Origin of the sequence: Eubacterium sp. BL-380-WT-2B (genome assembly GCF_009696115.1) — a bacterium.
Classification (GTDB): Bacteria; Bacillota; Clostridia; order Eubacteriales; family Eubacteriaceae; genus Eubacterium; species Eubacterium callanderi.
The window spans coordinates 166,845-185,834 of the sequence record NZ_VUMP01000006.1 but is presented as its reverse complement, the minus strand read 5'-3'; the positions used below and the strand labels follow the sequence as shown (position 1 = coordinate 185,834).

General features: G+C 53.2%; 19 protein-coding genes. 15 read left to right on the top strand and 4 right to left on the bottom strand.

What is annotated here, in order from left to right; translation table 11 throughout:
- Nucleotides 1–119: 119 nt before the first annotated feature.
- The 10 genes from FYJ53_RS13325 to FYJ53_RS13280 all read left to right on the top strand — a co-directional run bounded on the left by FYJ53_RS13325 (nt 120) and on the right by FYJ53_RS13280 (nt 6,445).
- A complete protein-coding gene (locus tag FYJ53_RS13325; protein ID WP_154557375.1) occupies nt 120–686 on the top strand; it encodes a phage antirepressor KilAC domain-containing protein in 567 nt (188 codons plus the stop codon).
- The gene (locus FYJ53_RS13320) at nt 683–1,108 is read left to right on the top strand and encodes a hypothetical protein (RefSeq protein ID WP_013379560.1); all 426 of its coding nucleotides are present in this window, start codon (nt 683–685) and stop codon (nt 1,106–1,108) included. Before FYJ53_RS13325 ends, FYJ53_RS13320 begins: the two co-directional genes overlap by 4 nt.
- A complete protein-coding gene (locus tag FYJ53_RS13315) occupies nt 1,105–1,731 on the top strand; it encodes a restriction endonuclease subunit S (RefSeq protein WP_148428634.1) in 627 nt (208 codons plus the stop codon). Before FYJ53_RS13320 ends, FYJ53_RS13315 begins: the two co-directional genes overlap by 4 nt.
- A complete protein-coding gene (locus FYJ53_RS13310; protein WP_013379562.1) occupies nt 1,728–1,928 on the top strand; it encodes a hypothetical protein in 201 nt (66 codons plus the stop codon). The genes FYJ53_RS13315 and FYJ53_RS13310 overlap by 4 nt, the downstream gene beginning before the upstream one ends.
- Nucleotides 1,929–1,936: 8 nt before the next feature.
- Nucleotides 1,937–2,524, top strand: a complete 588-nt coding sequence (locus FYJ53_RS13305; RefSeq protein ID WP_154557374.1) for an RNA polymerase sigma factor — start codon at nt 1,937–1,939, stop codon at nt 2,522–2,524.
- Nucleotides 2,525–2,665: 141 nt separating this feature from the next.
- The gene (locus FYJ53_RS13300; RefSeq protein WP_013379565.1) at nt 2,666–2,890 is read left to right on the top strand and encodes a hypothetical protein; all 225 of its coding nucleotides are present in this window, start codon (nt 2,666–2,668) and stop codon (nt 2,888–2,890) included.
- Nucleotides 2,891–2,939: 49 nt separating this feature from the next.
- A complete protein-coding gene (locus tag FYJ53_RS13295; RefSeq protein WP_038351040.1) occupies nt 2,940–3,170 on the top strand; it encodes a DUF2922 domain-containing protein in 231 nt (76 codons plus the stop codon).
- A gap of 72 nt (nt 3,171–3,242) precedes the next feature.
- Nucleotides 3,243–3,845, top strand: a complete 603-nt coding sequence (locus FYJ53_RS13290) for a D-Ala-D-Ala carboxypeptidase family metallohydrolase (RefSeq protein WP_013381463.1) — start codon at nt 3,243–3,245, stop codon at nt 3,843–3,845.
- Between the two features lie 124 nt (nt 3,846–3,969).
- Nucleotides 3,970–5,445: an NCS2 family permease gene (locus FYJ53_RS13285; RefSeq protein ID WP_013381461.1), complete on the top strand. Its 1,476-nt coding sequence runs from the start codon at nt 3,970–3,972 to the stop codon at nt 5,443–5,445.
- Nucleotides 5,446–5,539: 94 nt separating this feature from the next.
- Entirely contained in the window at nt 5,540–6,445 is a 906-nt protein-coding gene (locus FYJ53_RS13280) for an AraC family transcriptional regulator (protein WP_013381460.1), read from the top strand.
- Between the two features lie 42 nt (nt 6,446–6,487).
- On the opposite strand, the gene FYJ53_RS13275 is transcribed toward FYJ53_RS13280, so the two are convergent.
- The 3 genes from FYJ53_RS13275 to FYJ53_RS13265 all read right to left on the bottom strand — a co-directional run bounded on the left by FYJ53_RS13275 (nt 6,488) and on the right by FYJ53_RS13265 (nt 12,689).
- Nucleotides 6,488–9,709: a S8 family serine peptidase gene (locus FYJ53_RS13275; RefSeq protein ID WP_013381459.1), complete on the bottom strand. Its 3,222-nt coding sequence runs from the start codon at nt 9,707–9,709 to the stop codon at nt 6,488–6,490.
- Nucleotides 9,710–9,841: 132 nt separating this feature from the next.
- Nucleotides 9,842–11,206, bottom strand: a complete 1,365-nt coding sequence (locus FYJ53_RS13270; RefSeq protein ID WP_073382623.1) for a transglutaminase family protein — start codon at nt 11,204–11,206, stop codon at nt 9,842–9,844.
- Between the two features lie 28 nt (nt 11,207–11,234).
- Nucleotides 11,235–12,689 (bottom strand): aminoacyl-histidine dipeptidase, encoded by a 1,455-nt coding sequence (locus FYJ53_RS13265; RefSeq protein WP_013381457.1) that lies wholly within the window; start codon nt 12,687–12,689, stop codon nt 11,235–11,237.
- A 331-nt stretch (nt 12,690–13,020) separates the two neighbouring features.
- On the opposite strand from FYJ53_RS13265, the gene FYJ53_RS13260 reads away from it, so the two are divergent.
- The 4 genes from FYJ53_RS13260 (at nt 13,021) to mnmA (ending at nt 16,535) form a co-directional block, all read left to right on the top strand.
- Entirely contained in the window at nt 13,021–13,461 is a 441-nt protein-coding gene (locus tag FYJ53_RS13260) for a C-GCAxxG-C-C family protein (protein WP_013381456.1), read from the top strand.
- A gap of 18 nt (nt 13,462–13,479) precedes the next feature.
- Nucleotides 13,480–14,094 (top strand): HdeD family acid-resistance protein, encoded by a 615-nt coding sequence (locus FYJ53_RS13255; protein WP_013381455.1) that lies wholly within the window; start codon nt 13,480–13,482, stop codon nt 14,092–14,094.
- 134 nt (nt 14,095–14,228) lie between these two features.
- Nucleotides 14,229–15,416, top strand: a complete 1,188-nt coding sequence (locus FYJ53_RS13250) for an FprA family A-type flavoprotein (protein WP_013381454.1) — start codon at nt 14,229–14,231, stop codon at nt 15,414–15,416.
- Between the two features lie 39 nt (nt 15,417–15,455).
- A complete protein-coding gene (gene mnmA, locus FYJ53_RS13245; RefSeq protein WP_013381453.1) occupies nt 15,456–16,535 on the top strand; it encodes a tRNA 2-thiouridine(34) synthase MnmA in 1,080 nt (359 codons plus the stop codon).
- Nucleotides 16,536–16,595: 60 nt separating this feature from the next.
- On the opposite strand, the gene FYJ53_RS13240 is transcribed toward mnmA, so the two are convergent.
- A complete protein-coding gene (locus FYJ53_RS13240; RefSeq protein WP_172610901.1) occupies nt 16,596–17,267 on the bottom strand; it encodes a TetR/AcrR family transcriptional regulator in 672 nt (223 codons plus the stop codon).
- A 332-nt stretch (nt 17,268–17,599) separates the two neighbouring features.
- Between FYJ53_RS13240 and FYJ53_RS13235 the strand changes: the two genes are divergently transcribed.
- Nucleotides 17,600–18,979 carry an MFS transporter gene (locus tag FYJ53_RS13235; protein WP_013381449.1) on the top strand — a complete coding sequence of 460 codons (1,380 nt, stop codon included), beginning with the start codon at nt 17,600–17,602 and terminating at the stop codon, nt 18,977–18,979.
- Nucleotides 18,980–18,990: the final 11 nt, after the last annotated feature.

Here is an 18,990-nt window from a genome sequence, read left to right as displayed (position 1 = left end):
TAAAAACACGTTCACGCGTCCGTTAAAACCACAAATTCCTGTAAGATAGAACCATCAGCAAGAGCAAGAAAAAATTGCACCGCTGAAATCAAACCATTATATTTTACAGGAGGTTTACAATGAATCGTAAACAGACAACCCCAAAGTGTGAAACGGACAAAAAAGTGTTGAGGCCATGGTGTGCTTCGTGCGCCCTGAAACAGGAGGACCGCCTTTTAGGCAGCTTCGAGACCCTGCCTGATGTGAATAAGGGCATTGAGCTTGTCTTTCTGGATAAGCAGATAAAAGTCCTGGAGCAGGAATTTGCCGAAAAAGCCAATATCTATCTGAAGAAAACAGAACCAGAGCCAGAGGGCTGTGCAGTGGCAGACACGGCGTGCAGTGTGGAGGAACTGGCCGAAAAGCTGCAGGAGTACGGCGTCGATATTGGCAGAAACCAGCTGTTTAAATGGCTGCGGGACAATGGTTATGCCCGCTACAGCAACGGCAGTGCTTACCAGAACCTACCCACCGAGGAAGCCTTAGAAAAAAACTATCTGATCACGGTACAAGTACCCTATCGAAAAAAAAGAACCGGGAAACTCATGCACAGCCTGCGCATCCGGGTGACCCCTTTGGGTCAGGATTTCTTTGGCAGAGCCCTCATGGCAGAGTACGGCACAGCATCCAAGGCGGTGCGCCAATGAGTCACGATTGCCTGAACCTTGAAACCTGCTTCTGCCATACCGCCTATATTTTTGGCAAAAGCCATGAGCCCCTGCGCGCCATGATCGTGGGCGGCCGCTCCCTGGCCTGGCATATGGAGGACCTGGCCGCCCTGCTGGGCCTGGACGATGAGGACGGTTTCCTCGATAAGCTGCGGAACAACCGGCGTGTGGGTGTATGGCGCCGCCATTTTCCCTCCAGAGAGGACCCGATGCGGCTGGAGGTCATGGAGTTTGTGGACATCGGCGGCATGTGCGACCTGCTGCAGTACGCCCGCGACAGCGGAAAGCTCACCCCGGACGAGGCAAAGGACTGGCACTTTTTCCTGGACGGCTTGATGATCATGCAGCTGCGAAAAAGCCAGGGCTGCGGCACCGCGCACCTGCTCTTTTCCACCCGATGAATTACCTGACCGAGCTGCTGGCCTTTTACAAATGGCTGGAGACGCACCCCCTGAGCCCGCTGCTCCAGGCCTACTGGCACCTGCTCATGTATTACAACAACAAAGCCGCTGTCCGGGCAGAGGACGGTGGCTGGCACTGGCCCGTAGATTTCAAGGTGCCCAACACTGTGCTCATGCCCCTTTTAGGCATCAAAGACCGGCGCGTACTGCTGAGACAAAGAAAGTACCTCATAGACCACGGCCGCGTGACGTACCAAAAGGACAAAGGCCAGCGTGCAGGCACCTACCGCCTGGTGCCCTTTGACAGAGGCCTGAGCATGGCAGCCCTCAGGGCAGAGACAGGGGACAGCGTGACACAAATCTGGACACAAGCTGTCCCGCCCCCTGTGACCGGAGTGTCCCCGTTTATAAATATAAATAATAAACATGCTTCTCGATTGTATTCTAATCAGGAGGACGCGCCGTTTATGCCCCAGTTCAATCTGCTGCCCCAGATCACCGAGGAGGAGAAAGCCGCCATCCGGGCAAAGTACCCCGGCGACGACGTGGCCGCCTTTAACGCCATCTGGGCCGCGAGGGAATTAAAACAAATGGAGAATGAAGAATTGGAGGTAACAACATGAATCAATATGGCAAAGGCCCGGCCATCATACGCTGTCGCCGGGCTTACCTGGTCGAAGCTGAGTGCCGGATGCAGGCCGGCTTTTACGCCCGCAGCGCCGAGGAGGCCGAGGATGCCTTTAACGAGCTCAGCGCCGCCGTTGAAGACCGGTTTCCCGGCCTTGTGCTTGAGATTACAGACGTCTATGAGGACGAATAGGAGGCTTATTGAAAGAAAAATACGCGTTGATCGACACCTGGGTCCAGGAAGCAAAAAACAATGACAAAGCAGCTAAAGAGCAGCTGATCAACACCTTTAAGCCCCTGATCCTGTCCGTCATGCAAAAATACATCTACGACACAGACGCCTATGAGGACGCCCTGCAGGACGGCGCCCTGGTCGTGCTGGAGGCCGTACAGGCCTACGACCCGGATTTAGGCGTCGTATTCCCCTTTTATCTGAAAAACCGCCTGTTCCATCATTTTGTCAATGCGGCCAAAGCCATCAAAAAACAACAGGAAAACGAGCGCGCCGTCACAGGCGGTGGGGAGGATGGGGAAAACAGCCTGGAACAATATCCAGATGCTGGGCCATCGCCAGAAAAAGAAATGGTCAGACAGGAAAAAAACGCAGTGCTTGAGCAGATGCTCGCAGAAATAAGAGCAGAAAGAGCAGACGTTATCCGGCTGCGCTACTTTGAGGAAAAAAGCCTGAATGAAATCGCCCAGATACTGGACATTAGTCCTTGCCTGGCCGGCGTACACGTGCATCGGGGAATAGAAGCCCTAAGGAAAAATAAGCACCGCCTGCAATAAGAATAATCTTTCAATAAAAACAACCAAAGCAGCAAATTTGGTTGTTTTTATTTTTTTTGAAATAACTGTAAAATTTCCACCCTTTTTTCCATTGTAAGAGTGTAAGGCAAAACGCCGAAACCAAAAACAGGAGGTAAGCACATGGCAATTGAAAAAACAGTGGAATCGGTAGGGATGAAGATCACCGTCAATCATGGCGAAGTGGGAGGCAAGATCGTCAAGTCCTCCAAGACCTACGGCGACGTTAAAGAGGGCGTGACCGACGACGCCTTTGTGGCCACCGCCAAAGCCATCACCGGCATGCAGGAGCCCATCCGGGAAAAGCAGGTGAAAGTGACGGCCGAAGAGATGATCGAAGTGGCTTAACAGGATTGGAACCCAGAGCACAAATTAAAAAACCAGGAGGAAACAAAACATGGCAGCAACAACCAGCAAAGATTTAACCATCACCTTTCAGCGCGCAGACGGGAAGGATCATAAAATCACCATCCCAGATTACAAGGACGGCATCACCGACGCCGAGATCAAAACCGGGGCCCAGGCCATCGTGGACCAGGGCGCCTTTGAGCCCGACGGTTTTGCCCTCGCCAAGGTCGTGGGCGCAGTGCGGGTAGACACCACCAAGACCGACGTGGCAGTGGAGTAAGAGAAGCGGTAGAAAAGGGCGAAAGCCCTTTTTTAAGTGGAAGCTTAACCGTTGATACAGAAAGGAGATTCCATGAAAAGTGTGCACAAACGTATTTTTATCCTATTAATAGCAGTGCTAATCATTGCGGCCAGTGGTGTGTTTTTTAAAAGTTTTCAGACAGGGTCAGAGGCGTCAGTTCTCAAGCCATCGCCCCCGGCACCTCAGCAGGAGCGCGCGCCAGAGACCAGCGTACCAGAACCAGAGCCACCGTTACCGCCAGAGCCCGAACCCCTACCCGACGGGGCCGTCATCGACCACCCGCTGCCTGAGGACCCCATCCTCACCAACGGCCCCTGGGCCTCGGCCCACTTCCTCATGGACGAGTACGCCTGCGACTGCGCGGGCTACTGTGACGGCTGGCCCGCAGCCATGGACCCCGAGCTGCTTGAGAAAATCGAAGCGCTTCGGTGTTATTTTGACCAGCCCATCATCATCACCTCCGGCGTTCGCTGTGAAAGACGCAACGCCGAGGTGGGCGGCATCCCAAACTCCTGGCATCTGTCCGGCCACGCGGCCGATTTGTACTGCCCGGGGGTACCTTATGACGAGGTGGCTCGGGCGGCCAGAGAACTAGGGCTTGGGGTCATCGAGTACCCGGACCAGCAGTTCGACCATTGTGAAATATGGCATTAAAAGGATGTCCCGTAACAGGGACGTCTTTTTTTGTGCAGCAAAAGCACCATGTTATAAAAAAGCTGTTCAACAGCTAAAAAAGAGGTTATAATGAAGAAAAAGAAGAAAAAATGAAGGAGTATCAATGGAGAAAGAAAACTTTATCGAACGGTTCTGGAAGGTCAAGGCCTCGGGCTCAACCGTCAGGACTGAGATCATTGCCGGGTTTACGACCTTTTTGACCATGGCCTATATTGTTTTTGTCAATCCGGCTATTATTTCGGCGCCGGCAGGGGTGGATGCCGCTTATTTTTTTGGGGCGGATGCCCAGACGGTGCAGTCTGCACTGTTTGTGGCCACCTGCCTCTGTGCCTGTATGGGGACGCTGCTCATGGCTTTTCTGGCAAGGGTCCCCTTTGCCCAGGCGCCGGGTATGGGGCTCAATGCTTTTTTTGCCTACACCATTATGCTGGGCATGGGCAAAACTTACGCTGAGGCTCTGGCCATTGTGCTGATCTCGGGCCTGCTGTTCATTGTTTTAACGGTTACAGGCCTGCGGGAGGCCATTGTGCGGGGGATACCGGCCAATATACGGGTAGCCATATCGGGTGGTATTGGCCTGTTTATTGCGTACAGCGGCCTGAAGAACGCAGGGCTGCTTAAGTTCACCCTGGACCCGGGCAGCTATCTGGTAACCGACCCGTCCGCGGCCACGGGCCAGAGCACTGTAGTGGCCAATGCCTCGGCGATCCCGAGTCTGGTGGATTTTTCGTCCTGGACGCCTGAGACGGCCGGCGCGGCCCTGGCGCTTCTTGGGCTTATTATCATCGGGGTGCTTTACGCCCGCAAATGCAAGGGGTACATTTTCATTGGGATTGTTGTTACAGCCATCATCGGGATTCCCCTTGGCGTCACCACCTTACCGGCATCCATTGATTTCAGCCGTATCGGCCTGCAGTTCCAGGACTGGGCCCAGGTTTCACTGCTGCATCTGGATTTTTCATCGCTGGTTCATGAGGGCAGCCTGGTGGGCACGCTCTTTAATATTCTGATGGTGGTCGTGGCTTTCTCGCTGGTCGATATGTTCGACACCCTGGGGACCATCATCGGAACTGCCCAGCAGGCGGGCATGCTGGACGAAAAGGGTGAGTTCCCGGCGCTCAAGCGTACACTGATGGCCGATGCCTTTGCCACCACAGCCGGCGCGCTCATGGGCTCCTCTACGGTCACCACCTTTGTGGAGTCCAGCACTGGCATCTCGGAGGGAGGCCGGACAGGGCTGACTGCTCTGGTCACCGCGGTGCTCTTTCTGGCGGCGCTGGTGCTGTCACCGGTGCTGGAGATTATCCCGGCTGCGGCCACTGCGCCGGCGCTCATCTTTGTGGGCGTGCTGATGGTCGGCCCCGTCAGAGACATTGATTTTACGGACATCACAGAGGCGATCCCGGCCTTTGTCACCCTATTGTTTATGCCGCTGACCTTCTCCATCGCCGACGGCATTGCCTTTGGGCTCATTACCTATGTGCTGTTAAAGGCTCTGACCGGGCACTACAGAGAAATTCAGCCGGTGACGGCGGTTCTGGCGCTTTTGTTTATCGTCCGGTTTTTATTCATGCAGTAAAAAGAATTGGGTGCTTTCCAAATCATAAAGGGCAGAGGACGTCAAACGCGCTGGCTGCAGATGGGTTATCCTTTAGGTGAAGGAGGTGCTTACAATGCACGCATGGGATGCGATCCAGACCACTCTGGATTATATTGAGACACATATGGATGAGGAACTGAAAATTGAGGCGCTGGCAGAGCAGGCGGCCTTATCGCCCTTTTATTATCAGCGGCTGTTCTCTCGGCTGGTAAAAAAGCCAGTGCGGGAGTATATAAGACTGCGGCGTCTGGCGCGGGCCAGCACGATGCTGAGGGAGGGGGATGCCCGGATTCTGGACATTGCCCTGGACTGCGGCTTTGGCAGCCACGAGGTTTTCAGCCGGACCTTCAAGGACGCCTATGGCATGACCCCGGCGGGCTTCCGGGAGGCTCCTGTGGCCCTGAACCAGTTTGACAAGCCGGATTTGCTGTTAAATTATGTGCTGATCGACGAGGGGGTGCCCCTTATCAGCGAGGGTCTGGTGCTGGAAATGAATTGCCGGCATCTCGGTAAGCCTGTCCGGTTTATGGGCATCAGCGGCGCTGTGCCCATCGACGGCCAGATGCCCCTGGGCGAGGCCACCGGTGTGGATATCCCCGGAGAAATCTGGGAGCGGTTCCACCGGGAAAAACACCGGATACCGCGGGCAGCTGCCAGCCGGGAGGTGGGAGTGGCCTACATGGGCGGCGCGCCTGAGGGCTGCTTCACGTATTTTACCGGCGCCGAGGTGGCCGCAGATGCCGAGGTTGATGGGTTTATGACCTGGGAGCTGCCAGCCCGGGAATACGTGGTCTGCGGCTTTGAGGCCGAAAGCTTTGAGGAGCTGGTCACTGCCGCCCTCAATAAGGCGGTCAAATACAGCGCCCAATGGCTTGAGCATAAGGGCCTGACCATGGGGGCCTACTCGCCGGAAATCTACTATCACCGGGATCAGGCAGTACCTTATATGGAGCTGTGGATGCCAGCAGAGAAAAAGTAAAAAAAGGATGCTCCTGTAAAGGGAGCATCCTTTTTTAATGGTTTAGCCAAGGTTTCGTTTCCGGTAGAGCAGCAGTCCTGCCGCGCAGGCGGCCAAAAGCACGGCGGCCAGCAGGATACCGGCATTACCGCCCACAAAGCCTGTGGATGCGTTGCCGCTGGTGCTGGGGCTGTCCGGCGTCGCTGGATTGACCGGATTTACGGGGTCGATGGGTTTTTCCCGCTCCTCACCGGGCTGGGGCAGGGTTTTTACACTGCGGTCCACGCTAAACACGCGGTTGTTTTCGGCGTAGTTGGTTTCACCCAGAACGTAGAAAGCATTCCGGTAGGCGGTACCGGCGCCGCTGAAAACCCGGGCGGTGTTCACAATTTTACCGGTTGGCTCAAAGCCGCCTGTGTCAAAGTTCAGGGTATAGGTATCGGCAGTGACCTGTCCGCTGTCTGTGTCTGTGACCACAGGGCCGGAAAGGATCATGCCGCCGTCGATGGTGCCAAAGGCGCCGGTGTAGTCCTGGCTTTGAGCCAGATCCTGAGGCAGGATGTTTTCGCGGACTGTTGCGCTCTGGCCGTTCTCAATTTTTTCGAGGCCATCGGCCATGCTGCCGTCCGCCGCGGTTCCGGCGGCCACATAGACGCTGTTGTCTGCCGTGTAGGCCACTGCCGGTGAGACGCGGGCAGTGATGAGATCGCCGGTTTTTTCAGTGGTCTGGCTTTCCATATCCACGCGGATGATGGCAGTCTGGGCAATGTCTTTGCCTTCCACTGTTTTTTTACCGCCCACGAGCAGAACCTCGCTGCCGTTGTTGATGAGCGCCGGCATGGAGAGGTCTGCGGTCAGATCGGTGGTAAAACGGCTCCATGTGTCTGTGTCCGGGTCATAAATGCCAATACCGGCGCCTTGAGGCCCTTCGGTGTAGATGACGAGACGGCCGTTCCAGGTGCAGGCGTTATTTGCTGAGGGGAAGATGCTCTCATCGCAGTTGAGCCGTGTCCAGCCGTTGTTTTCGGCCTGCCCGGGGGTATAGCGCCAGAGCTCGACTGTATCGTTTGAGTTGAGGCCCGTGTAGTACAGGCTGCCATTCAGGCCGGTGAGGCTGCCGTAGTAGCTGTTGTAGAAGCGCGCGTCATCGGGCAGGGGCAGGCGCTCGTAAAGGTTTTTGACTGCGCCCAGGTTAAAGGACTGGTGGCCTGAGCCTTTGTCTGAGGTCACCTCAATGCGCTTAACGCCGGCCTCCATGCCCTGGGGCAGATTGACCACAATGCTTTCATCCGATGAGGATACCACCGGGACGGCTGTGCCGTCAATGGTAACTGTTGGCGCGCTGCCGAAGAAATAGCCGCCGATGGTCAGCTGGCTGTCGCCGGTGGCGGCAGCGCTGTTGACAACCGGAACCGTGTTTTCTGCCAGTGCCCGGTCGACCTGGGCCAGACCCTCGGAGACGCTTTTGCCCTTCTGGCTGTCAATTTTTTTAACACTGCCGATGACCCGGGCAGCGGTTTTGGCAGCGTCTTTATCATCAAAATGTTTTGCCACAATGGCAACTTCGCCGGTGACAGCTGGCGTGGCCATGGAGGTGCCGCTCATGTAGTCATAGGCGGCGGTGTCATCGCTGAGACCCAGATTGTCGATGTAGACATCGCCGGGGACAGTGGTTTGGCCGTCAGGAAGCACACGCAGCGTAGCGATGCGGATCTGGAAGCTGCTGTAATCGGTATTGTCGGGCAGTGTGTAAATTGCCGGGCCCCAAGCTCCGGCCAGTGTAACGGACTGGGCGAGGGGGTGCCATTTTGGCGTGCCGTCCTCGTTTAACTCAGTAGTCTTAACGCTGACACCGGTTAAGGCTGCCAGAATGGTCTGGTCTGGGGTGGAATCGGCACGGTACATATAGGACAGGTACTTGTATGGGGTGGCGGAAAGGTTCAGGGCTTCGCTTTCAATGGTGCCCTGGTTTGCGGCGGCAGTCACCCTGAAGCTTTGGCTGCCCTCAAAGGCCATGCCGCCCGAATAGGCGGTGGTGGTGCCTGGGTTGGGTTTAAAGGTTATTTTGGCAGCCGCTTCATCCTCAAAGTCTTCAAGGAATGGTGCGGTAATCAGGCGCGGGTCGGCCTTCCCCATGCTGGTGGGCACAGTGGAAAGAATGTCGACGCCCGGAGCGGCCACGTCGGTGGTGGTGGCGCCAAAATTGCTGAAGCTTGCCATGCTGCCGCCGACGTCAGTCGCGTTGACGGCAATGACATAGGGGTTGTCCCGCAGGGTAGAGACAGTTTTAGAGGCATTGTCACAGTCGGCGCTTTCATTGCCTGCGGCAAAAACGCTGACCACACCCTTTTCTCCCACAGCGGTGACTGCGCGGTCCAGCGCCTTGCCGCTGCTGCCACCGCCCCAGGAATTGTTGATGGCTGTGACGGGCACGCTGTTTTCCACGGCGCGCTGAATGTAGGCATAGCCCCTGAGCACGCCAGCGGATGCAACGCGTCCCTGATCGTTTGCGGCCTTGACGGCCATGATCTGCGTGCCGCTGGTGGCGCCGCTGACGCCCATGTTGTTCCAGGACGCGGCAATGATACCTGCACAGTGGGTGCCGTGGCTGTGGTCGTCCATGGGGTCGGCGGCATCGTAGGGAACGTCCTCGGAGTTGGCTGCGATGGCGTTATAGCCGTGGTCGCCGCCGCCGATAATGGCTTTAAGGCTGCTGTCGGCAGTCCACATGACGGATTTCAGATCCTCATGGTCGTAGTCGACACCGGTGTCCAGTACGGCGACCACTGTACCGCTGGTGTCCACTGCAGGGGCTGGCGTACCGTCTGCTTTGTATTGGTTCCAGCCATCAATGGCCATGCTGAAATCGCCGTTTTTATCATAGGCCCACTGCATACCGGTGAGATCCTTGGTGCCTTCGGAGACAGTGTATATGTAATTGGGCTCTGCGAATTCGACCGTGTCCAGCTTTTGAAGCTCGTCGATGAGCTCTGCGGTGCTCAGGGTGTCGGAGCGCACCAGCTTCAGGCTTTCGGCGGGTGCGGCGCTGCGGCTGTAGGCGTTTGCGCTGCTGTCCAGAGCCATGAGGGTTTCGGCTCCGGCCAGCAGCGCAGGCTCAGCCGACCGGCCGTAAAAGCCTGTGTCCTTTACGCAGACAATGGCCTCTCCAGGGACGTAGTCGCCAGTAAGGGCGTCTGAGCCGCCGTTTTCCTGGGCCAGGGCCGAGATCGGCAGGCTGCCGAGCAGGAGTAGAGCGGTGAGTAACAAAGTTAGTAATTTTTTCATCGTATCCTCCATATTTTAATTTGTTTGATGGGCAAAGTATAACATGCCTGCGGCCGACAGGGCAAGATACGTGTAAAGAAAGCTTAAGACAAAAAAGAAAAAGGACTGCTGCAGCAGTCCTCAGAATTTGGTTTAATCAATGGGGAACATTTCCACGATCACACGTTCCTCGTCAAAATCATGGAAGGTAAGGCGGCGGTTTTCGTATTCGCACTCGCCGCGCTGGTTGTCATAGGGGTCGGCCCGCAGGTAGGTTTTCGGCGGATCAAAGTCCAGCTGGAATTCGGAATTGGCGGCCATACGGAAGGGCTCCAGATTGCCGAAATAGAAATTCCAGCGGTTTTCGGCGCCGTTTCTGTAGGCGCTGCCCCCAAAGGAGCAGTCACAGTGCAGCCAGCCATAGGGCGCGATGTAGAACATGGCCCAGTCGTGGTTGCCGATGCTGGCCGGATTGACATAAGAGCCAGACTGCCACTTGGCTGGGATGCCCGCGCAGCGGCACAGGGTAATGAACAGCAGGGCCTGAATGCCGCAGTCGCCCTTGAGCCCGGTGGCCATGTAGTCCGGTATGTTGGTGATGGTCAGGTACTCACGCACGTAGGAGTAGTGCACCCGGGTGGTGATAAAGTCATAAATTTTGCGGGCCTTGACGAGCGGGTTGGTTTCGCCGCCAGTCAGCTCTTCGCACAGGGCGCGGATATAAGGTGAAAAGGCAATATGGGGCAGAAGCTCCTGGGTTTCAAAATCCGGCTGCTCTGCGTCTACCTTGTCCGGGTCCAGCTTCACGTATTTCGCATGGTTTTCATAGGAATATTCCACGGTAAAGGTGTCGCCCGCCTCCAGTGGCTTTTCAAAGTAGACGGTGCGCTGGCCATAGGTTTCGTCTGCGATCTTGACCGGCTCTGGTGAGATGTCAATGAGCTTAATATTGCTGATCTGATCGGCGTTCTGCGGAATGGGCAGATAAACACGGATTCGGTTGCCAAGCTCCTCGGCTTCTTTTTTGATCTTAACGGTGTGGCGGATGTGGATGAAGTAGTTCTTTTCACCCTTTTCAATCATTTCGTTGACGGTCTCGTCCAGGATTTCTACTGGGCTTACCTCGATGGTCTTCTGGTCTTCATCCACCTCGATGTCCTTGTATTTCGGGACAGTCTTTGCGATGCTGGCCACAAACATGTCTTGGAAGTGTACGACACCGTTCACGTAGATCCAGTCTGCATAGCCGTCATCCTTAAGGGTTTCCAGGTCTTCACGGGTAAAACCCGGAACCTTTTCCTGCATCATTTTCAGGGCCTCGTCATAGGGGTAGGGGTACTGCATGGGCAGCTCAGCCAGTATGGAAAGCTCCAGCGTAAGGCGTTCGGCCAGAGCCTTTGGAATGGGGCGTGTCAGATATTTTTTAATGAGTTCTGCCGCTTTGTCGAAGTCTCCCCAGGCTTTGAGCAGGGCGATGTCCTCGGGCAGGTTTGTTTTAAGGGCTTGCATGTTGTTCATTTATTTCTCTCCTCCTTATATCAGCGTTTTATTTTAAATTCTCTAAAACCTTTACCAGGTAATCCCAGGTGCGGGCTGTCGATGAGATGGACAGGCGTTCCTCCGGGGTGTGGATGTCCTGCATGTCTGGTCCGATGGACACGATGTCGAGCTCTGGCAGCTTGGCGGAGATCAGGCCGCATTCCAGGCCAGCGTGGATGGCTTCCACTGTCGGGGTCTTTCCGTACATTTCCTCAAAGGTTTTGCACATCATGTCCCTCAGGGCAGATTCCCTGCGGTATTCCCAGGCCGGATAGGAGGACGCTTCAGTGTAGGTGCCGCCCAGATATTCGGTAAAGGCCCGAACCCTGGCGCTCAGGGCTTCCTTGGCAGTGCCGATGGAGCTGCGCATGGCAAAGCTGACGAGGAAGTAATCCTCTTTGGTGTACATAATCCCCAGGTTCAGCGAGGTTTCCACCAGTCCCTCAATGTCGAGGCTCATGGCCTGGACGCCGTTTGGTATCTGCATGAGCACAAAGATGGCGCGCTCCGCGGAGGCTTCGTTAAAAACCATGAAATCCCCTTTTTCGAGGGTTTTCAGGCTCAGGGTAAGCTCTGGGTCCTTAGAGGCGTAATTCTTCTTATAGAGGACTTCCAGAGCTTTCAGGCGGTCGGTTACAGCCTGTTCATCATTAGGGTCAATGACAATGGTGGCGGTTGCTTTTTTGGTGATGACATTGTCCTTGGTGCCGCCGGTCAGATCGATGATATCAAAGCTCAGGTCCTGGGACAGGTCGTTCAGCAGAGTGCCAAGAAGCACGCTGGCGTTGGCGCCGTAGCGGTTGATCTCCTGTCCGGAGTGGCCGCCGTGCAGGCCGGATACGGCCAGCTCGCAGGACAGGCCGCTTCTGGCGGTGCGCCTGATATCAAAGGTGCAGTTGGCGCGGACACCGCCGGCGCAGCCGGCCAGAATAATGCCCTCGTCCTCGGAATCGAGGTTGATCATATAAGCCGCGTCGCTGACAGGAGTCAGGTCGATGGCGTGTGCGCCCTCCATTCCCACTTCCTCCTCGGTGGTAAAGATCACGTAGAGCTTGGGATGGGGCAGGGTGTTGTTGTCCAGCAGTGCCAGACCGTAGGCCACGGCAATGCCGTCGTCGCCGCCCAGGGTGGTGCCGTCAGCAGTGATCCAGTCGTCTTCAATCATGAGCCCCAGAGGATCGGTTTTAAAGTCGTGGTCTGAGCCATCAGCCTTTTCACAGACCATATCCAGATGGCCCTGCAGGATCACGGGTTTGGCGTTTTCGTAGCCTTCGCTGGCTTCTTTTATGATAATGACATTATTGGCGTCGTCCTGATGGCAGGTGAGTCCCCGCTCCTCGGCGAAACGGACGCAATAATCCGAAATTCGTTTTGTGTCAAAGGAACCGTGCGGAATTTCACAGATTTCTTCAAAATAGTGAAAAACCGGTTGGGGTTCCAGGGTGTTTAGTACTTTATCCATAGTGGACCTCCCGATAATAATTTGTCTTGAACCAGAGAAAAACAGCCGCTGCTGATGCTTCGGTAAAGTCAGATGATCGTTTGTGTTTTCATCTCCGTACAAGAATATATCATACACCATTTAGCGGGTTTAGTAAAGTGAGGAAGCTGGCAGAAGGTTTAAAAATACTCGAATATGGTAATTAAATAGTGGTCTTTTTGGGTAGAACAAGATATAATTAAAGATACGAAGTTTTGGCTGTTGATAAGGGCTTTTGGCGGATGCTCTCCGCTCCTGGCCTTTTCTGCGGCCAAGGGAAAACAAGTTGATTCAATTAAAAGGAGAGAGTAAAATGTCAATTAACTATGTGGATGTTTACAACGCTTATGGCAGCGACCAGCCGGCAGACAAAAGAGAACTGTATCATATGAACTGTGCGGAGGTTCTGCTGCGCACCGGGAATTCAGAATATGGGCTTAACCTGCCTGAGGAAGCGTTTAAAATGATGCAGGGCTTTGGCGGCGGCTTTAACTCTGGCCGGACCTGCGGCGCGTTCTGCGGCGCCCTGGCAGCCTTAAGCGCAATGTACGGCGAAGAGCGCCCCAGCACTCAGGACAAAGCAAAGAAGGCCTCCAAGCTTTTAGTCGAAGAATTTGAAAAGGAATTTGGCAGTCTGGATTGCAGCTACATCAAGGAACACCACCGCGATGAGGTAAAAGCCTGCGATCCTGTAAAACAACGTGCAGCCGATGTTCTTGCGCGTGTCGTTGAGAAAATGAACGCGGAGGAATAGAGGCGGAAAGGAAACAGCGTGAATAAAGAAAACATGAGAGTTAAGGGCATCGAGCTTCTGGACCGCGCCTATGGCAAGTGGTGGATGATGCTCCTCGAGGGCATCAGCCTGGTTGTCATCTGCGGGATGACCCTCTTTTTGCCCGATGTAACCTTGTCTTTCCTCGTGATGGTCATCGGTATCTACCGTGTGGCCATGGGAGTTTTTTACCTGATTGTCGGTATCGCCAACCGGGTAGAGTACGGCGTGAGCAACGGCTTTAGCTTTGGGCGGGGCATTGTCGATATTTTAGTGGGGGCGGCATTTTTGCTCTGGCCCGCCACCATCATATCTTTCTTTGTCGTGCTTGTGGGCATCTGGGCCATCATCACCGGCATTGTGCTGCTGGTCATGGGCGGAAGCTCTCTGGGCATGGGCCGGATTATAAAAATTGTGCTCGGCGTGCTTCTGATCATTTTTGGTATTTTTACATTTATTAACCCTGTTGGGCAGGCAGTGTTCTTCATTGTCTTCCTTGGAATTGTGCTGGGGATTCTTGGGTTTTTCTTTATTATTCAGTCTTTCAGTATGAAAAAGAGCTATAAAGAGCTGAAAAAACTGAATGAAGGCTTCAAAGATTACGATGTGCATTAATTGAAAAGGTTGTATCTCTTTTTTACCCTTGAAACCATATAGAAATAAGGTTAAACTTATCCTAACAACTGTGTATCTTTAAGACATCAGGGTAAGATGAAACTAAGAATTAAAGTGCAAAGGAGAAAAATTAAGTGAAAACAGTACAAATTAAAAACGACATTTACTGGGTCGGCGTCAACGACCATGAAACCTACCTGTTTGAGGGCATGTGGCCCATCGATCAGGACGGGGTGGCCTATAACGCCTATATCATCAACGACGACAAGGTCGCTGTTGTGGATACGGTAAAATCCTTTAAACAGGGCGAATATATCGAAAAGATCAAGTCCATTATCGGTGACAAGAAGGTTGATTACCTCATCGTTAACCATATGGAACCAGACCACTCCAGCTCCATCGCGGATCTGCTGGCCGTTTATCCGGATATGCAGATCATCGGCAACAAAAAAACCTTCCCGATCATGAAGAATTTCTACAATATTGATAAAAACATACTGGAAGTCGCCGACGGCGATACCCTGGATCTGGGCCATCACGAGCTGCAGTTCTACATGACGCCAATGGTTCACTGGCCGGAATCCATGGTCACTTACGACGCAACCGACAAGGTTCTGTTCTCTATGGACGTGTTTGGCAGCTTTGGCAGCACCGACGGCAGTATTTTTGACGATGAAAATGATGTGGCTTCCTACGAGGACAACACCAGACGCTACTATGCCTGCATTGTGGGCAAGGTCAGCGGGCAGGCTCAGAAAGCGCTGCAGAAACTGGGACCACTGGACATTCAGACCATCTGCCCGTCCCATGGCCTTATCTGGAGAAGCAATCCAGGCTACATTGTAGATTTCTACGACCGCATGAGCCGCTATGAAACGGAAGAGGGCGTTGTCATCGCCTATGGTACCATGTACGGCAATACGCTGCACTCCGCAGAGCTGCTGGCAGGCTACCTGAAGGACGCTGGCGTGAAGACTGTTAAATTATTCGATGTTTCCAAAACCGATATTTCCTACATTGTCAGTGACATGTGGAAATACACAGGCCTGATTCTGGGCGCGCCGGCTTATTACGGCCGCATTTTCCCGAAAATGGCCAACCTGTTATACAAGGTGGAAGAAATTGGCGTAAAGAACCACAAGGTGGGCTTCTTTACAGACTTTAGCTGGAGCAACGGGGCAGACCGTTACTTTAATGCATTTACAGAAAAGGCAAAGGCCGATGTGGTTGGCGACATGGTCAACGTCCAGGGCCTGGCAGACGCAGAAGACGAAGCGAAGCTTAAGGCATTGGCAGATGCCATGGCCGCAGCCATCAAATAAGACGTTCGCCAGCCTGACCGCACTGGGAGGAGGATAAAAATGAAAATAGTAGTAGGTATGTCCGGCGGGGTGGACTCTTCCGTCGCGGCCCTGCTTTTAAAGCAGCAAGGGTATGACGTCATTGGCGTTTTTATGAAAAACTGGGAGGAAAAGGACGAAGACGGAGTCTGTACCGCCACTGAGGACTATGAAGATGTCCAGCGTGTGTGTGAGACCATTGATATTCCCTATTACACGGTAAACTTTACCAGGGAATATTACGACCATGTTTTTGCCTATTTTCTCGATGAATACAAAAAAGGCCGTACTCCGAATCCCGATGTTCTGTGCAACAAGGAAATTAAGTTCAAACGATTTTTAGATTACGCTCTGGGGGTGGTCGGCGGCGATGTGCTCGCGACCGGCCACTATGCCCAGAAGGATGTGCATGAAGGAAAATTCCGTCTGATCCGCGCCTTTGACCATAACAAGGACCAGACCTATTTCCTCTGCCAGCTTGGCCAGCATCAGCTGGAAAATGTCATGTTCCCCATCGGGCACCTCGACAAAAAGGAGGTCCGTGAGATTGCGGAAAAGAACAACCTCATCACTGCGGACAAAAAGGACAGCACGGGAATCTGCTTTATCGGAGAACGCAACTTCACCAAGTTCCTGAGCCAGTACCTGCCCGCCCAGCCCGGAGAAATCCGGGATCTCGACGGCAATATCAAGGGAAAGCACGAGGGCCTCATGTACTATACATTGGGTCAGCGCCGCGGCTTGGGTATTGGCGGACAGGGCACAGGCGAGCCCTGGTTTGTGGTGGAAAAGGACCTGAAGGACAATGTGCTCTACGTGGTTCAGGGTGAAAAGCATCCGGCTCTGTATTCCAGATCGCTGGAAGCCACAGATACCAGCTGGGTGGCCGGCGAAGCACCGGCCCGGGAGTTTTCCTGTACGGCCAAGTTCCGTTACCGGCAGCCCGATCAGGGCGTCCACGTCACGGTGAGGGACGATGGCGGACTGCATGTTGATTTCGATAAAGATCAGAAGGCTGTCACGCCGGGCCAGGAGGTCGTCCTGTATGACGGCCAGGTATGCCTGGGCGGGGCAACCATTGACAGCATTGAGAAAATTTAATACAATACCATGCAAAAAGAGCGTATTCTCCATTTGATGGGGAACACGCTCTTTTTGTGTTTATGTTAAAGGCATAATGTTTGAAAAATCAACCTCCCGGTTAAATGCGATGGCCTCCTGTCCGATACGGTCAAGCTCCGCCTTTGGCACCCCAAGCAGCATCTCCCGGGAGGAGCTCAGGAAATTGGCCATTTCCGCGATATTCACTGTGCCGAGGGCCCCTTCCACATAGTCAATAACCATCTGCACCCGGCCGCCGTAACCAAATTTCTGCGCCATGTTGGCATAAGCATCGTCCACAAAAATGTGATAATCCTTGAGAGACTGATGATAGACCTCGGTGATAAAGTCGGCCAGCTCGCTGCCGCCATAGTTGGTCGAATGGACAGATTGGGCCTGGGTGAACTCATAATAAAAACGTTTTGTGTTTTCTTCGGTCAGCAGGTTTTCATAGTAGGGGATACTGGCGTAGAAGTGAAGCTCCAGGGCATTCAAGGGTTTGTCGGTATTTTCCAACGTGTGGTCATAGAGCCGTTCAAGAAAAATTTTCAGAATGGAGGAGACGATCGCTTCCTTTTTCTTAAAATGATAGGATAATGAGCCGAGAGCAATCCCTGTATCATCCGCGATGTCCTGCATTCTTGTTTTACTGTAGCCGTCACAGTAAAAATGCTTCTTGGCATTTTCAATAATCCTTTCACGGGTGCTGCTGTTTTTTTTCTTCTCTGCCATTGTCATTTTGCTCCTTTAGCGCATTTTCGGTATCGTGCTGATATGCACTATTATAGCAGATAATCCTTAGACAAAAAAATAAAAATACTTTAAATATTTACAAAATATACTTTTACCTGAAAAACTTAAATTTTCCGATAAAATAATCGGAAAAACTTGACTTTTCAGGCAAAAGGAATTATACTTCAATTACAAGATGCTTGTGTAAATGTTTTCCGGAAAAATAAAAAGCATACTGTAGAGATAATATTGGCGTTAATACGTATTTTATGTATGAAAATCTTAGATAATATTGGAACAATTAAGATTTTTACTATGAAAGGGAGAGAAAAATGGCTGAAAAAGTTAAACCCAGAGTTTCTCAGTTTATCGTAACAATATTTGGTTTATCAGAACTGACGGCTTTAATGGTAGCAAGCCTATCGACAAGCTATTACTCATACTTTATCACGAATGTTTTGATGGTTGCACCGGCTGTAATGGGGACGATCCTGATTTTTACCAGAGCCTTTGACATTGGTACCCTGCTGCTGTCCGGTGTTGTGGAGGAGCGGATGAACCCGAGATGGGGGAAATACCGTTCCTGGCTCCTGCTGATGTGCCCCTTGGCGGCGGTCATCGGTATTTTACAGTATTCCAGCGCTGGCGGAACACAGACCGTCCAGCTCTGGATATCGGCAGTCTGCTATATTGTGTTCTTTGCGCTGTTCAATTTTGGGCGGACCGCGCAGCTGGCGCTGCTCAACGCTCTGGGGGCCACCCCCGAGGACCGGGCCATGCTGTCTGCCAGAAAGGCCCAGTTTGCGGCCGTGGCAGGGATTGTGCTCAACTCAACCTTTATGCCGCTGGTGCTGTGGTTTTCCGGCGAAACCAAGGATGCCACATCCTTTGGCTTTCTGGCAGCGGTCGTTATTTTTCAGATCGTATACCTGATTCCTCAGATGGGGCTGTTCAAGGTCTCCAGGGAATATGACAAGCCAGAGGAAAAATCGGTGGCGGTCAGGAAAAAGCTGTCGGCCAAAGAGATGGCTGAGCAGGTCTTTAAGAACCCGCCGCTCATGCTCATGCTGGTGGCGGAAACCTGCAAGACGGTGTGCAATACCCTGGTGCTGAGCATGGCAGTCTATTATTTCAGGGTTGTTGTCAATAATCTGGAATTTCAGCCGGTCTTTTCAACCGCGATCAGCATTGCGGGCTTTGTGGGCTCCTTGATTGCCGGTCAGTTCATTGTAAAAAAGCTGGGGAAGAAAAACACCTATCTCATCGGCTTTGCCGCGCCGGCCATCGCGCTGGTATGCGCCCGGCTGTTTGGCGGTCAGAGTGATATCACCTTTATGACAATCATGGTTATCGGCTGGTTCTTCTTTACCTTTATCGCGACGCCTGGCCCTGCCATGTTTGCGGACTGCGTCGAATATGGAAAATTTAAAATCGGTAAGGAAGGGCGCGCTTTCATCATGTCGCTCTACACATTGCCCATCAAAATTGGTGTCCTGATCGCAGGCGGATTTTCAGGCTATCTTTTAGCCGCTGTTGGTTATTCGGCGGAGGCTGCGGTAACGCCGCAGGTGGTTTCAGGAATATTCAGCGCCATCACACTGGCACCGGCCGCAGTACTGGCTGTTGGCTTCGTATGTATGCTTTTCTATAAACTGACAGAAAAGCGTGTCCGGGAAATTATGGAAGTGAACCGTCAGAATGACGGAATTTAATGAAGCAAAAG